The 13,277-nt window shown below is 40.5% G+C and carries 13 protein-coding genes; 5 read left to right on the forward strand and 8 right to left on the reverse strand.

The window, feature by feature from the left end:
• Nucleotides 1-3: 3 nt before the first annotated feature.
• On the reverse strand, nucleotides 4-2,361 hold the full coding sequence (locus ACQ2HE_RS05930; protein ID WP_430897446.1) for a transglycosylase domain-containing protein: 2,358 nt from the start codon (nucleotides 2,359-2,361) through the stop codon (nucleotides 4-6).
• A gap of 101 nt (nucleotides 2,362-2,462) precedes the next feature.
• The gene (gene porW / locus ACQ2HE_RS05935; RefSeq protein WP_430897444.1) at nucleotides 2,463-5,444 is read right to left on the reverse strand and encodes a type IX secretion system periplasmic lipoprotein PorW/SprE; all 2,982 of its coding nucleotides are present in this window, start codon (nucleotides 5,442-5,444) and stop codon (nucleotides 2,463-2,465) included.
• 132 nt (nucleotides 5,445-5,576) lie between these two features.
• On the opposite strand from porW, the gene ACQ2HE_RS05940 reads away from it, so the two are divergent.
• Genes ACQ2HE_RS05940 through ACQ2HE_RS05955 form a run of 4 tightly spaced genes read left to right on the forward strand, consistent with a single transcriptional unit; the run spans nucleotide 5,577 to nucleotide 7,521 of the window.
• Complete coding sequence (locus ACQ2HE_RS05940) at nucleotides 5,577-5,972, forward strand: hypothetical protein (RefSeq protein WP_430897442.1); 396 nt, start codon at nucleotides 5,577-5,579, stop codon at nucleotides 5,970-5,972.
• Nucleotides 5,973-5,986: 14 nt separating this feature from the next.
• A complete protein-coding gene (locus tag ACQ2HE_RS05945; RefSeq protein WP_430897440.1) occupies nucleotides 5,987-6,415 on the forward strand; it encodes a bactofilin family protein in 429 nt (142 codons plus the stop codon).
• A 1-nt stretch (nucleotide 6,416) separates the two neighbouring features.
• A complete protein-coding gene (locus tag ACQ2HE_RS05950) occupies nucleotides 6,417-6,899 on the forward strand; it encodes a hypothetical protein (RefSeq protein WP_430897438.1) in 483 nt (160 codons plus the stop codon).
• Nucleotides 6,892-7,521 (forward strand): SprT-like domain-containing protein, encoded by a 630-nt coding sequence (locus ACQ2HE_RS05955; protein WP_430897436.1) that lies wholly within the window; start codon nucleotides 6,892-6,894, stop codon nucleotides 7,519-7,521. The genes ACQ2HE_RS05950 and ACQ2HE_RS05955 overlap by 8 nt, the downstream gene beginning before the upstream one ends.
• Here the strand turns inward: ACQ2HE_RS05955 and ACQ2HE_RS05960 are convergent.
• From ACQ2HE_RS05960 to ACQ2HE_RS05970, 3 genes are read right to left on the reverse strand one after another with little or no spacing between them, the layout of a single operon-like run.
• Nucleotides 7,516-7,992: a GNAT family N-acetyltransferase gene (locus ACQ2HE_RS05960; RefSeq protein ID WP_430897434.1), complete on the reverse strand. Its 477-nt coding sequence runs from the start codon at nucleotides 7,990-7,992 to the stop codon at nucleotides 7,516-7,518. The two genes, ACQ2HE_RS05955 and ACQ2HE_RS05960, sit on opposite strands and share 6 nt — an antisense overlap.
• A 23-nt stretch (nucleotides 7,993-8,015) precedes the next feature.
• Complete coding sequence (locus tag ACQ2HE_RS05965) at nucleotides 8,016-8,735, reverse strand: SDR family oxidoreductase (RefSeq protein WP_430897432.1); 720 nt, start codon at nucleotides 8,733-8,735, stop codon at nucleotides 8,016-8,018.
• Nucleotides 8,736-8,786: 51 nt separating this feature from the next.
• Nucleotides 8,787-9,206 carry an SET domain-containing protein gene (locus ACQ2HE_RS05970; protein WP_430897430.1) on the reverse strand — a complete coding sequence of 140 codons (420 nt, stop codon included), beginning with the start codon at nucleotides 9,204-9,206 and terminating at the stop codon, nucleotides 8,787-8,789.
• Nucleotides 9,207-9,326: 120 nt separating this feature from the next.
• Here ACQ2HE_RS05970 and ACQ2HE_RS05975 point away from each other — a divergent pair, with 120 nt between their 5' ends.
• The gene (locus ACQ2HE_RS05975) at nucleotides 9,327-11,498 is read left to right on the forward strand and encodes a DUF5916 domain-containing protein (protein ID WP_430897428.1); all 2,172 of its coding nucleotides are present in this window, start codon (nucleotides 9,327-9,329) and stop codon (nucleotides 11,496-11,498) included.
• A 21-nt stretch (nucleotides 11,499-11,519) separates the two neighbouring features.
• Here the strand turns inward: ACQ2HE_RS05975 and ACQ2HE_RS05980 are convergent, their stop codons facing one another.
• From ACQ2HE_RS05980 to ACQ2HE_RS05990, 3 genes are read right to left on the reverse strand one after another with little or no spacing between them, the layout of a single operon-like run.
• The gene (locus ACQ2HE_RS05980) at nucleotides 11,520-11,954 is read right to left on the reverse strand and encodes an FKBP-type peptidyl-prolyl cis-trans isomerase (RefSeq protein WP_430897426.1); all 435 of its coding nucleotides are present in this window, start codon (nucleotides 11,952-11,954) and stop codon (nucleotides 11,520-11,522) included.
• A gap of 42 nt (nucleotides 11,955-11,996) precedes the next feature.
• A complete protein-coding gene (gene queG / locus ACQ2HE_RS05985; protein ID WP_430897424.1) occupies nucleotides 11,997-12,926 on the reverse strand; it encodes a tRNA epoxyqueuosine(34) reductase QueG in 930 nt (309 codons plus the stop codon).
• The gene (locus ACQ2HE_RS05990; protein WP_430897422.1) at nucleotides 12,923-13,276 is read right to left on the reverse strand and encodes a hypothetical protein; all 354 of its coding nucleotides are present in this window, start codon (nucleotides 13,274-13,276) and stop codon (nucleotides 12,923-12,925) included. Before ACQ2HE_RS05990 ends, queG begins: the two co-directional genes overlap by 4 nt.
• Nucleotide 13,277: the final 1 nt, after the last annotated feature.

Below are 13,277 nucleotides of genomic sequence, written 5' to 3' on the forward strand. Positions count from 1 at the left end.
GTTTTACTTCGGTTGATTACCGCCACCTTTTTTACCAGGCGGTGGTGGAGGTGTTGCAGGCTTTGCAGGTGGAGTTAGCTGATTCTTAGGATTGGTGGCTTCTTGTAAAATCTTTTGTTCATCTAGTGACTGCTTTGAATCCACCGGGATGTCTTGTGCATCAGGTGTACCTAAATAAGGATCTGCCGTGCCATTGTCGATGCTATCGGTCGGGATCGGTTCATCACGGAATTCAAAACTACGATCTCTCAAACCTTCAGGTACCAAGAACTTAGCATTTCTATCGAAGGCAAGTGTATTATCAGCAAATACTTTTTGGAAGAAGTATTCCCAAATTGGCATAGCCGCTTTACCACCATATCCTAATCCACTTTCCAAACGAATAAAACGATTGTCGCAACCGATCCAAACGCCTCCTAATAACTGTGGTGTAAATCCAATAAACCAACCATCGGAGTTGTCGTTGGTAGTACCGGTTTTACCGCCCATTTCGGCTACGCCCAAGCGAGAACGCAAACCTCCTGCTGTACCATAATCAACTACGCCTTGCATCATTCTGCTCATGGTATAGGCAGTATTCTGACTCAACACTTCTTTGCGTTCCGGTTCGAAACGAGCGAGTACATTGCCATCCTTATCTTCAATTCTTGTTATATACATTGGCTTGGTACTGTAGCCTCCTGTTGGAAACATGGTATATCCCCAGAGCATCTCAAAAAGCGATAAGTCACATGAGCCCAAACTAATGGAAGGGTAGGGTGGAACTTTGGTAGGTATATTGATCTCTCCCAAGAAATCAGCAAAACGTTTTGGAGAGGTTTGTTTAATTAAATAGGCGGCAACTTCATTTACAGAAAAAGCCAAACCTGATGCCATAGTGCGAGTTCCCGTTCTTCCGGTATTTCTTGCAGGCACATAACCTGATCCGGGGAAGTACTGTTGTGTAGCTTCACATTCTGTTTCAGGAGTAAAACCGTATTCCTCCATAGCCAAAGCATACAAGAATGGTTTGATCGAAGAACCCACTTGACGTTTGGTCTTTAGATTTACGTGATCGTATTTATAGTTTTTGAAGTCAATACCGCCAACCCATGCTTTCACTTGTCCGGTCATTGGATCCATTACCATAAAACCGGTTTGAAGCATTTCTCTATGATACTTAATAGAATCATAGGGAGTCATTACAGTATCTTTCTGCCTTTGTGGATTCCAGGCAAACACTTTCATTTTTGTCTTTTCATAGAAGGTTTTTTTAATTTCCTCCTCCGGCATCTCATCTTCTTTTAAGTTCTTCCAACGCTCGCTCTGCTTCATTTCATTGAGTAATATATTCTCATGATCCTTCCAAACCGCATCGGTTTTTACACTCTGTTGTTGACTTAATACTCTCTGTAGTACCGGCATGTGTTTAGCAACTGCTTCCTCCGCATACAACTGCATTCTCGGATTGATGCTTGTGTAGATTCTTAAGCCATCAGAATAGAGGTCGTAATTGTCTCCATCCGATTTTTTGTGTTCTTTGCACCATTTCTTAAGCTCATCTCTAATCACGTCAAGAAAATAAGGAGCAATACCATTGTTCTCATCCAGCTTTTTGAAGTTGAGCTTAATGGGTTTTACTTTCAAGCTAGCGTAGGACGCTTCGCTCAGATAGTTGTTTTTGACCATTTGATTGAGCACCACATTTCTTCTGTCGAAAGCTGCCTTATAATTTTTATTAGGATTGTAAAGTGTATTTCCTTTTAGCATTCCTACTAATACAGCTGCTTCTTCTACAGTCAATCGATCCGGTTCTTTTTGGAAGAAAGTTCTTGCAGCGTTTCGGATACCATAGGTGTTTTCTCCGAACGGTACCGTATTTAAATACAGAGCAAGGATCTCTTGCTTCGTGAAGTTCCTTTCAAGTTTTACGGCAATGATCCATTCTTTGAACTTTTCAATAACACGAAGTACAAAGTTTTTTGAACCCTGATCTAACATGTTCTTGGCCAATTGCTGAGAAATGGTACTGGCGCCTCCATCTCTTCCCAATCGAACCACAGCCCTTATCAAACTCTTTCCATCAATTCCTGAGTGATCATAAAAACGTTCATCTTCTGTTGCAACCAATGCATCCACTACATACTTTGAAATGTCTCGGTAACCAACATTGCTCCGATTGCCTCTTTCTCTATAATATTTACCTAATGGTGTGCCATCATCGCCTAATACTTCGGAAGCCAACACAATTGATGGATTTTCCAATTCTGCTAGAGAGGGCATTTTACCAAACAATCCAAAGTTGATGAGAATAAGAAGCAAAATGAATGCTCCTAATCCGTAAAAGAAGATTTTCCAAAATATTTTGACAGCTTTCGACATAGTAAAAGTGTAATCGTCCTTAGTAATTAAAACGGTGGTAAGGTACCACAAAAATCATGCTTGAAAAAGCATTTTAAGTCATTTTAACAGCCTGATTACCACTAAAACTTACCCGGATAGGTAGTTTTTAAGAAAGAAAGGAATGCATTTAAGTCCTTGGTCTTCTGAAGCGTTTCTTGTTGGGCGGCATTGATAATCCCAAATTGGTACTTATTTGCTGCGAGCCAGGGAATGATTTGAGTGGAAGAAAGCTTCTTTATTTGTTCTATATAATCCAACGCCTCTGTGCTGTTGGCAAATCCTGAAATACTCACCAATTTAAGGTCGTCGGTTATAGGAACTACGGTAGTTTCCAATGGCTTTGAGGCAAATTGCTGCTTGTTGAAGCGGTTATAGGCATTCTTCGCTTCGTTTATAAAGGAAATATCCACTTGATTCATGATCAAAATGGCTTGATGTGTTGCCGTAAGATCAGCCAAATATAAAGGAGCAGGTGGGGCTGCCGGTGCGCTTGGACTTGGTTTCACAACAGTAGTTACAGTATCCTTTTTGGGCGGATTGGTCTTAACTATTACAGGTTTGGTGAATGAAGTGGTTACAGAATCATTTTTCTGAACCGAAGGCTTTTGTGGTTTTTCTTTCGATGCTGCCGGTGCAGTTGTTTCCACCTTCGTTACAACAGTATCTGAAGGCGATTCAATTTTCAAATTGGTCAAATAGGCTTCAATTTCCTTTCTTCTACCTAAGACATCAATCATGTTAGCCGCTTTTTCAGCGAGTACTGTGCCCGGAAATAAGTTGGCGATATTATTCAATACTTGTTTCGCAGAATCATCTTTTCTTTCCCTGATGTAATACAGGGCTTCAATATAGAGAAGTTGAGGAGTCCAATAACTGTTCGCAAACTTTGAATCTGCAGCCTTTTTCTCTTGAACAGCCTCATTGAATTTTCCGGATATAAACAAATTATAAATTTCTTCATATTTCTTTGTAACAGCCGGATCGCCTGTTTTTGGCTGTGGGGCCTTTTTCATTGCAATTACCTTCTGTCCGAAGAAAGAGTCTTTATAGTCAGTTTCTAAAATCTTTCTGATCAGTTCAGCACGATCTCCTTTGCCTGCTTTTCTATAAGCCAAATACAGATAATAGATGGCTTCCTCACGTCTTGAACTGTTAGGGTATCGTCCCAAATGCGTTTCCAATTCCCGAATGGCTGCATCGGCATCATTGAGTTGCTCTAAACAAGTTTTTCCAATGTTAACTTGGGCATTCATAATGCTGTCGTTCGAAATAGCAAGCTTTTCCGGAGTTAAAGGAAGATTGCTCATCAAGCCCTCAAATGTCAATACACTTAGGCCATTGTCGTCTGCAGCCACTCCTTTGTTTCGATTGGCATCGTCGGCCTGCTGTTGTGCTCTTGCTTGAGCAACCGCTTCTGCTCTTCTCCAATTGTCAACATTTGGTCGGTTGCCCCATTTGCTTCTAAAGTCAGTGTAGCCCCTCGTTTTAAGATTATTATTATAGAAGTACCATTCGCCCTTTGAATTATCGAATAAATCAACAGGAGCCGTATTTTGAGCAGCCGGATTATTGGTACCGGTTGTCAACGGTTCTTCTTCTTGAAGTCCTTGAGCCTTTCTAAGTTTTCTTAATAACTTCTTTACATATTGCTCTCTTTCTTGAACAGTGAGTGCAGCAATTTTTTGCAAACTATCCTGTCTGTCGACAACGTTCGATTCTTGAGCAACAAGTGCCAGAACTTGTTTGGTTTCTTCGAATTGACTAAGATTGGGAACCACTTCAGTTTGTTGAACGCTATCGTAAAGTCGCTTGGCTTCTCTATAATTCCCTTTGTTAAAGGCTAGTTTTCCGTAAAGATAGAAGGATCTTGATTTTTGTAAGGGATCAACACTTAACTCGCCTGCCGCGTTCACCGACTTATTCAGGTACACAATGGCCATGCTATCGTTGCCTTTTTCCAACTCCATTTGTGCAGCTGAATAGTAGAGAATGTCGCGGTAACTTTCATTACGATCTTTTCTAGCCATCGATACCAGATCTGCAATGTTTTTGTCTATAGCAGCTTCATCTAGTTTATTTGATCGAATGGAATTCAAACGCGCATATACTTCCAGTACCGGATTGAGCGTGTGTTTAACTGCTAAACCAAAGTATTCACTTGCTTTGGCCAATTGGTTAGAACGTTCGTAAAGTTGACCAATTAAATATTCTCTTCTTGCCTGTTCTTCCTTACTATCGGTGGCTGCAATTGCTTTTACAAGTTCATCTGCTGCCTGCCCGTATTGAGCCTGTTGGTAGTGCCACAAAGCCTGCATCTCGGCCAGTTCCGGCTTTAGGCGTTCCGGGAAAAGACGATCATTTTTCAAGGATTCTAGTAAAGCGGCAGCTTCTCCATATTGCTCAGAATAAATGTAGGTTTTAATCAACCATAAAATAGCATCGTTTCTGCTGGGAGGTATGTTTTTTATGTAGCGTTTTTTCTCTTTTGTTGAAATACTAGGTGGCCCATCGTCCTCATTGGCGTTACTGGCAATGTATTTGTCATACCCATCTTTTTCTTTTGGAGCAAACGCATAATTGATGTAGCGAAAAGTAATGGAGGCAGTATCGATTTGATTTTTATAAAACTGAGCTCGACCCATCAGGAAATACATATTGTCGATCCAATCATTTCTTAAGTCATGGATCAGGATGGCAGCATTGGCTTTGTAAATCACAGAGTCTAGTTCTAAACTGTCTCTCTGGGTTTGTTCTAAGCTATAATTGTAAAAGGAGAGGAGTTGAGTATAGTCGTCTTTATGAGCTTGTTTGGCTCTTGCGATGATTTCCTTTAATTTTTCGTTTGCGTTGAAATGCCAGTTAAAACGAGTTACGGTATTTTGGATAGCCCTGCGAGTTGCCTTGAATTTCTTTTCTTCCGATTTTTCATACCCTAGTTTCTTGTTTTCCAGTTGCTTGGGTTTCTTTACCTCTACCGCCAATGCAGGGGCAAGTTGGGCAGTAGCAGAACTGAACCAACCAAGCAGTAGAACGCCTAGTAATAAAACAATACGGGTCAACAAATCAACAATTTATGGGACGCAAACTAATTGGTTATTAACTGATTTTCAAGAAAAATATTATAAAATACCCTTAATAAATTTACCCAAAAAATCGGGCCAATTTGGCTATCTTTATTAAAATCTGATTCCATTATGGCCTTTTTAGACGGCAATACCACCCTCAAGCGCCTGCGAAACCGATACCGGTTGGTGGTTATGAACGATGATACGTATGAGGAAGTAGTTACATTTAAGTTATCCAGATTAAGCGTTTATGTGGGTCTTAGCACCATTTTTGTACTGTTAACGGGGTTGACCGTAGCCCTGATCATGTTTACCCCCCTGAAAATGTATATTCCGGGGTATGGAGACGTGAACGCTACCAAAGAATTGAGGGAATTGAAGATCCGGACCGACTCATTGGAAACAGCAATGAAGTATAAGGATCAATACTTAGTGCAGCTAAAAAAAGTGCTTCAGGGCGAAGGAACGGAAAAATTAGATACTACGTTACTAGATATTCCCGTTCCTGAGAATGTAGATGACTAATAAAACGCCATACTATGTTTAACCAAAAGTCCAAATCCGATTCAAGTTCAGAACCTACTTCCGGTTCTACCAGTGCCACCATCATTGCCAGCGGCACTACACTTAAAGGTGATATCACCAGCGCCGGAGACATCAGAATTGATGGAACCCTTCAAGGAAACATCGTTTGTAATGCCAAGGTTGTAATTGGCGCCAACGGAGTGGTAGAAGGCGATATCAAAGGCAATCAGTCTGATATCATGGGTAAAGTAAAAGGTACCATTTCTGTTAAAGACCTTCTCCAACTAAAAGGAAATTGCATGGTGACCGGAAATATTTACGCCGGAAAACTGCAAATTGAGCCAACAGCCCAATTCAATGGTCAGTGTCACATGAATGAGAGCTCGACCTCAAAAACAGAGGCCATCAGCAACAAGAAGATCGAAAGTCAGGCAGCAGCCTAAAATGATACAATTATCAACAGTTTCGCCCGAAGGTAGTACCTTTGGGCTTTATTATTTAGATATGACTCAACCGGTTAGTTCCAAGCCCAAAGCAACAAAGTTTTTCCTCCCAATAGTGTTCATTTTTTCGATCATTAACCTTTTAATTCGATTTACTCCTGCGTTTCAGGAACGATTTCATATGAATCAAATGGTACTCTATATTGGTAATTTGATCTTGTTCATTGCAACTGCCCTTGCCTTTATTTTTTACTTTCAGTCGGTTCAAAGTCAGAAGCCTTTTCAGTTTATCACAAAAGTCTATCTCGGGATGCTGATCAAAATGTTGATCTGCTTATTTAGTTCCTTTATTTATATTTATGCAGCCGGTAAAAAAAATGCAGATAAAGCAGGTATCATCGCTTGTATGATTTTCTATTTGGTATATACAGTAGTAGAATTGATGAGTGTGATGCGTGCCAATAAGAAGTCTCAACATGCCTAAACAAGAAGCTCCCTTAGAATATTTAAGCAGATATATTCCTCGGCCAGCCGTTCCTCGGATTCTGGAATACTTGAATTTTTATAAAGTACACCTTACAATTACGAGAGACCGAAAATCGGTATTGGGCGATTACAGGCATGCAGGTCGCGGCGAAGCCCATCGCATTAGCGTAAACAGCACCTTGAATCAATTTGCGTTTCTAATTACACTTGTTCACGAACTCGCTCATTTGGTTACGTTTGCTCAATTTGGCCACCGAGTGGCAGCGCACGGAAAAGAATGGAAGCAAGTATACGCTCAATTGTTGAGTGATTTTCTGAACAAAGACATCTTCCCAACGGATATAGAACAATCTCTCAAAGACTCACTGCATAATTTGCCCGCTAGCAGTTGTTCAAATGAAGATCTAATGCGCATTTTACGCAATTACGATGAAAAAGAACCAGGGATGGTTTTGGTAGAAGAAGTACCGCTTGGTGGAATCTTTAAACTGGATAATGGTTCAGTATTTAGAAAAGGTCATCAATTGCGAAAACGAATTCAATGCCAAGATATTCATACCAAGAAATGGTACCTTTTCAATCCAATCTATGAAGTGAAGTTGCTGGAACTAAATTCATAATTGCTTTAACATCCAGATGGTACATCCATCATGTCCGGTATTACCTAATGCTGCAGGCAAATGTTGGTACCCCATTTTAACATACATACCAATTGCGGTTGATAGCTCCGGCATTGTTTCGAGATAAATTTGTTTATAGCCAAACTCTTTAGCCCAGTCCATGCTCTTTTGCATCAAAGCCTTTCCGACACCCTTTCCTCTTGCAGCACCATTCAGATAGAATTTTACAAGTTCACAAGTGTCAGCTGGAAGTCCATCACTAGGAAAAATTCCGCATCCTCCGAACAGAGTCCCTTCTTCTTCCACAACAAAATAGATGCTTCCCTCTTTTTTGAAAAGGTTGAATAGATCGTCGGTGGTTGGGTCATAATAAACAGTGCCGGGGTGCGCTGCTCCAAATTCAAGCAAGGTTGCTCTAATGATTGCAGCGATGGCCTTATTGTCCTTTTCTTCCAGCAGTCTAATTGTCATGTTACAAAATTACAAAACGCTGCTTATATCGCCTGATGATTGAATGGCTGAATGACCATTTCACTTACCACGCCACTAATGGGCTGCTGACATAAAAACCAAATCGCCTTTGCAGCTTCTTCTGCAACAATCATTTTATCTTTTTGGACGCGCAAATCAATTGTATCCCAAAAATGAGTATCAACTCCACCTAAAAACAATTGCGTGATTCGAATATCAGTCCGTTTCAATTCTTCTCTTAAACTTTTCATCATTCCATTTAGCCCATACTTTGAAGCACTATAGGCCATAGCTCCGGCCATGGGTGTTTTACCCAACACCCCTGGAATATTTATTATTAAACCGGTTTTGCGCTCCTTCATAGCGCCTATAAAAAACTTGATGAGTTGGAAAGGGCCAATTAGATTTACCTGCAAGCTTCTTTTTAAATCCTCTACACTTAAGGTTTCAATGGGTTTAATGATCCCTATACCGGCAGCATTGATCAAAATATCGGGGGCTCCACCTATTGTAGCTAAAACTTCGCTAGAAATGGATTGAACTTGGTGTTCATTTTCTAGATCCAACAAGAATCCTCTAGAAGTAGGTATCTGATGTTCATTGAGTATACTTTGCAAACGATCTGAATGTCGGCTGGTAACAAATACCTGAGCGCCACTACTTACTAGTAATTTTGTAACAGCAGCACCAATAGTGCCAGTAGCGCCTATAATGAGAACTTTTTTGTCTTTGATCTTTTCCATATTTCTGATGTTCCCTCTACAACAAAACAGAAATATAAAAGTTCGAATTCGCTAGTCGTAAGATTCCATACCCTCTACCAAGCTGCTATAATCTACCAGCAATTCTTCTCCCGCTTCAATGTCGCGAAGTGCTTCAAAATTGTTTCCGTCTTCAATCGAAATTACATTGGGAGTCCGGGAATGATTGAGATAGTTCACCATATCCATTACTTTGAATCCATAATCGGGTACATAATAATGGTCATTATCGAATAAACAATAGGTTTCAATCAAGTTTTTTGAATGTTCAGGAAGCGCTTCTACTTCAGAAATTTCCAATTGAATCCATTCTCCAACACCGCTTGAAAATATGTTTTTGGTTCCTTTGGGAATGGGGCACAGAGCAAAAACGCCTATTCCGTGAATGGGAGATGGTTTCAACGTAATAAAAGTGCTATTTCTCAATTCCGATAGTAGGGCCTCTTTGGTCATGGGGGAGTTTTGGTAAAAATAAGAAAACTCCCTTTTTTTCATCTAATCTATTCATCCTTGATTCACTACATTCATAAAGATTCAAAAACGACTTCTATTTGAATCAGTATTTTTACATCCGTGAAAAAAATAAATCTAACTGCTTGTCTCTTACTCTTGAGCCTTTTCACATTAGCTCAAAAGAAGAACGAACAATACCAGCTTTCTATAAAAAGATCATCAGATAAAATTGAGGTGGATGGTCAAATGACTGAACAGTCTTGGCTTCAAGCGGATATCGCCACGGATTTTTTTATGGTGCTTCCAATGGACACAAGTAAGGCCAAGGTCAAAACAGAAGTTCGGATGGCTTACGACGACCAGTTTATTTATATTCTTGCTATTTGCTTTCATCAGCCTGCTCAATCATTTATGGTCGAAAGTTTGAAGAGAGATTTTGTATTCGGGAAGAACGATAATTTCATTTTTTTCATGGATCCGTTCGACGATCTCACCAATGGCTACTCATTTGGAGCAAACGCGGCAGGAGCCCAGTGGGATGGAACCATGTATGAAGGCGGTAAGGTAGATTTAAGTTGGGACAACAAATGGGAATCTGTTGTAAAGAACTATCATGACCGATGGATTTTTGAAGCCAGAATCCCTTTTAAATCGATTCGATACAAACAAGGAATTACCAAGTGGGGGATCAATTTCAGTCGATTAGACATCCAGAAGGCCGAAAAATCGAGCTGGACCCCAATTCCAAGACAATTTCCTACAGCGTCTTTGGCTTATACCGGATCCCTTAATTGGGATCAAGCACCTCCGGTTTCAAAATCAAACCTCAGCTTTATTCCCTATTTCCTCGGAGGCGTTTCAAAAAATTACGAGGCACAAACCAAGCCGGACGTAAAAAAGCAAATTGGCCTCGATGCAAAAATTGCCGTTTCTTCTTCCATGAATTTGGATATTACGGTGAATCCTGATTTTTCTCAGGTAGAAGTAGATAGGCAGGTTACAAACCTCGATCGCTTTGAATTGTTTTTCCCCGAGCGACGTCAATTTTTCTTAGAAAACGGAGATCATTTTTCAAACTTTGGGTACACCAATATTCGACCATTTTTTTCTCGACGAATAGGATTGAATGTTCCCATCAACGCCGGTGTTCGGTTGAGCGGAAAACTCAACAAAGATTGGCGTTTAGGGTTTATGAATATGCAAACCGGCAAAGTTTCAAAAGACGCACTGCCGGCGCAAAACTTCACTGTACTGGCATTGCAACGACGTTTGTTCGCGCGCTCGAATCTGGGTATTATGGCTATCAATAAAGAGAGTTTGAATTATGAGCACCCCGATACCACCAAAACCATCTACAATAAATTCAATCGAACTTTCGGTTGGGAATACAACCTTGCTTCCAAATCGAATGCTTGGACCGGAAAGGCATTCATGCTAAAAACATTTAGCCCGGGAAATCCCACAGCCAGTTGGGCGCATGCTGCCAATTTGCAATATGCAAGTAGGAAATGGACTGTTTCAGGGCAATATGAATTTGTTGGGAAGAACTTCAATGCTGAAGTAGGGTATGTTCCTAGAAAAGATTATTGGAAAACAACTGCCAGCATTACTCGACTCTTTTTTCCAAAAAAAGGCCCTGTTGTGAGCCATGGTTTTAAACTTAGCTCCTTTTACATCTTCAACTCGAAATGGCAACAAACGGACAATGAAACCTTCTTAGCCTACACCATGAGTTACCGCAATCAAACAAGTTTCACAACTTGGGTTGCAACAGATTTTGTAGAGCTATTACAAGGCTTCGATCCTACCAATTCTGGGAAAGATACCTTGGCTCGCGGAACGAGACATGGGTGGCGCGCATTCGGAACAGAGTTTATCTCAAAACCACAAAGCCGATTTACATACGGATTCTCTACACGTTATGGAGGGTATTTTGCCAACGGAACTCGATTGAACATTACAACCGACCTAGGCTATCGATTTCAACCTTATGTAAACATAGCGCTCAGTTCTAGTTATAACTTGATAGATCTGCCGGCACCATGGAATCGAACGCAGCTTTGGTTGATAGGGCCAAGAGTAGATATAACCTTTACGAATACTCTGTTCTTTACAACCTTTTTCCAATACAATGAGCAACTAAAGAATATGAATCTGAATACGAGGTTTCAATGGCGTTATAAACCCGCTTCAGATTTGTTCATTGTTTATACAGACAATTATTATACTGTACCATTTTCAATTAGAAACAGAGCTTTGGTACTGAAATTCACGTACTGGTTAAATTTATAAAAAAAGGAGCCGAAGCTCCTTTTATCTAAAACTGATCAATTCTACATCGAAAATCAGCGTTGCATTGGGCCCAATTACAGCACTAACCTGACGGTCGCCATAGGCTAAATGCGGTGGAATAAAGAATCTCCATTTGCTGCCGGTTGGCATTAATTGAAGCCCTTCAATCCATCCTTTAATCACTGCATTCAATGGGAAACTTGCCGGTTGGCCTCTTTTTACAGAACTGTCGAATACTTCTCCGGTAATCAAGGTGCCGTGATAATGACAGGTCACTGTATTGTGAAGCTTAGGGCGCTCACCCACACCTTTCTCTAAAATTTCGTATTGCAATCCGCTCGGTAGAGAAACAACTTCTGAGCGAGTACCATTTTGAGCTAAAAATTCTTGGCCCGCCTTTAAATTGGCGGCAGCTTTTTCTTCTTTCAATTGACGTAAACGATCTGAGGCTGACATGTAATTAAATTTAGGATGCAAATATACGACGACTATAAAATATCAGTCTTTGATCCATTTTAAGTTTCGTCGAATGCCTTCAAATTTCGTGCGTTTAATAGGGGAGTTCCGGAACAGCTCTTTGAATGTTTCTTCAGTAAGCGCTTCCCAGTCTTTAATCTCAAATTGAAACAGTTCTTTCAATGGTTTAAAAGCGGGTTCCTGGTGAGGAGCAGAAAAGCGATTCCAAGGGCAAACGTCTTGACATACATCGCATCCAAACATCCAATTTTGAAAAGATCCATTAGGTAGTTCCGCCTCTATGCCTGCTTTTAGCTCAATTGTATAGTAGGAAATACATTTGCTTCCGTCAATTTCTTTGTTAGGAAGAATGGCTTCTGTAGGACATTGATCGATGCATCTTGTGCAGGAACCACAAAAATCTTTAGCATAAGGAGCATCGGGTATCAGTTCCAAATCTAAGATCAGCGTTGCAATGAAGAAAAAAGAACCCTGTTGTTTGGTGATCAAATTTCCATTTTTTCCAATCCAACCCAAACCACTCTTTACGGCCCAGGCACGCTCCAATACCGGCGCAGAATCTACAAATCCACGGCCACCCACTTCACCTACATGTTCTCTTACAAGTTGTAGTAAGGCATGAAGTTTTGCCCGGATTACATCATGATAATCTTTGCCATAAGCATATTTAGAAACTTTGGGAAGGTTTTCAGGTTGTTGTTCTGAAGGATAATAATTGAAAAGCAGCGTGAGTACAGATTTGGCTCCTGGCACCAAAAGTCGAGGATCGGTTCTTAAATCAAAATGCCCTTCCATGTATTTCATGGTTCCATGATATCCTTTGTTAAGCCAGTTCTCTAATTTACGTGCTTCCTCATCTAGTTTTTCAGCTTTGGCAATTCCACAATAGTCGAAGCCCAATCCGCGAGCGAAATGCTTTATTTGTTGCGTATGTACTTCTGCGTAACTCATTCTTTTTCTTCCAGGTGTAGTTTGTGAAAAAAGCGATGGATAGCCGGACTCAAAATGAATCCTATATTGGTAATAAACACTACACCACTAAAAATTGCATACAAGGAAGAAAAAACAACTCCACCCGACGGCATGGTATAATTGTTTGGCAGTATAGGCCCCATGCCACTCAAAATCATTGAGGCATTGTGAAAGGAATCGAGCCAAGGTAAAGCTGCCAAAAAGTGGTAACCCAGTACTCCTAGCAACAAACAAAGTCCCAAAACCAAAATGGCCCAAATTACGTTTGCCTTAATTCGGTTGTAATAGGTTTTTTTTGTGGCAAGGGGTTGCGACTTGTGTTCGTACATA

Source organism: Endoryza foliicola, assembly GCF_050589245.1.
Lineage (GTDB): Bacteria > Bacteroidota > Bacteroidia > Chitinophagales > Chitinophagaceae > Endoryza > Endoryza foliicola.

Coding starts and splice junctions, on each gene's coding strand:
- ACQ2HE_RS05930 (WP_430897446.1), bottom strand. CDS start 2,361: ATGTCGAAAGCTGTCAAAATATTTTGGAAAATCTTCTTTTACGGATTA.
- ACQ2HE_RS05940 (WP_430897442.1), top strand. CDS start 5,577: ATGGCCTTTTTAGACGGCAATACCACCCTCAAGCGCCTGCGAAACCGA.
- ACQ2HE_RS05945 (WP_430897440.1), top strand. CDS start 5,987: ATGTTTAACCAAAAGTCCAAATCCGATTCAAGTTCAGAACCTACTTCC.
- ACQ2HE_RS05950 (WP_430897438.1), top strand. CDS start 6,417: ATGATACAATTATCAACAGTTTCGCCCGAAGGTAGTACCTTTGGGCTT.
- ACQ2HE_RS05955 (WP_430897436.1), top strand. CDS start 6,892: ATGCCTAAACAAGAAGCTCCCTTAGAATATTTAAGCAGATATATTCCT.
- ACQ2HE_RS05960 (WP_430897434.1), bottom strand. CDS start 7,992: ATGACAATTAGACTGCTGGAAGAAAAGGACAATAAGGCCATCGCTGCA.
- ACQ2HE_RS05965 (WP_430897432.1), bottom strand. CDS start 8,735: ATGGAAAAGATCAAAGACAAAAAAGTTCTCATTATAGGCGCTACTGGC.
- ACQ2HE_RS05970 (WP_430897430.1), bottom strand. CDS start 9,206: ATGACCAAAGAGGCCCTACTATCGGAATTGAGAAATAGCACTTTTATT.
- ACQ2HE_RS05980 (WP_430897426.1), bottom strand. CDS start 11,954: ATGTCAGCCTCAGATCGTTTACGTCAATTGAAAGAAGAAAAAGCTGCC.
- queG (WP_430897424.1), bottom strand. CDS start 12,926: ATGAGTTACGCAGAAGTACATACGCAACAAATAAAGCATTTCGCTCGC.
- ACQ2HE_RS05990 (WP_430897422.1), bottom strand. CDS start 13,276: ATGTACGAACACAAGTCGCAACCCCTTGCCACAAAAAAAACCTATTAC.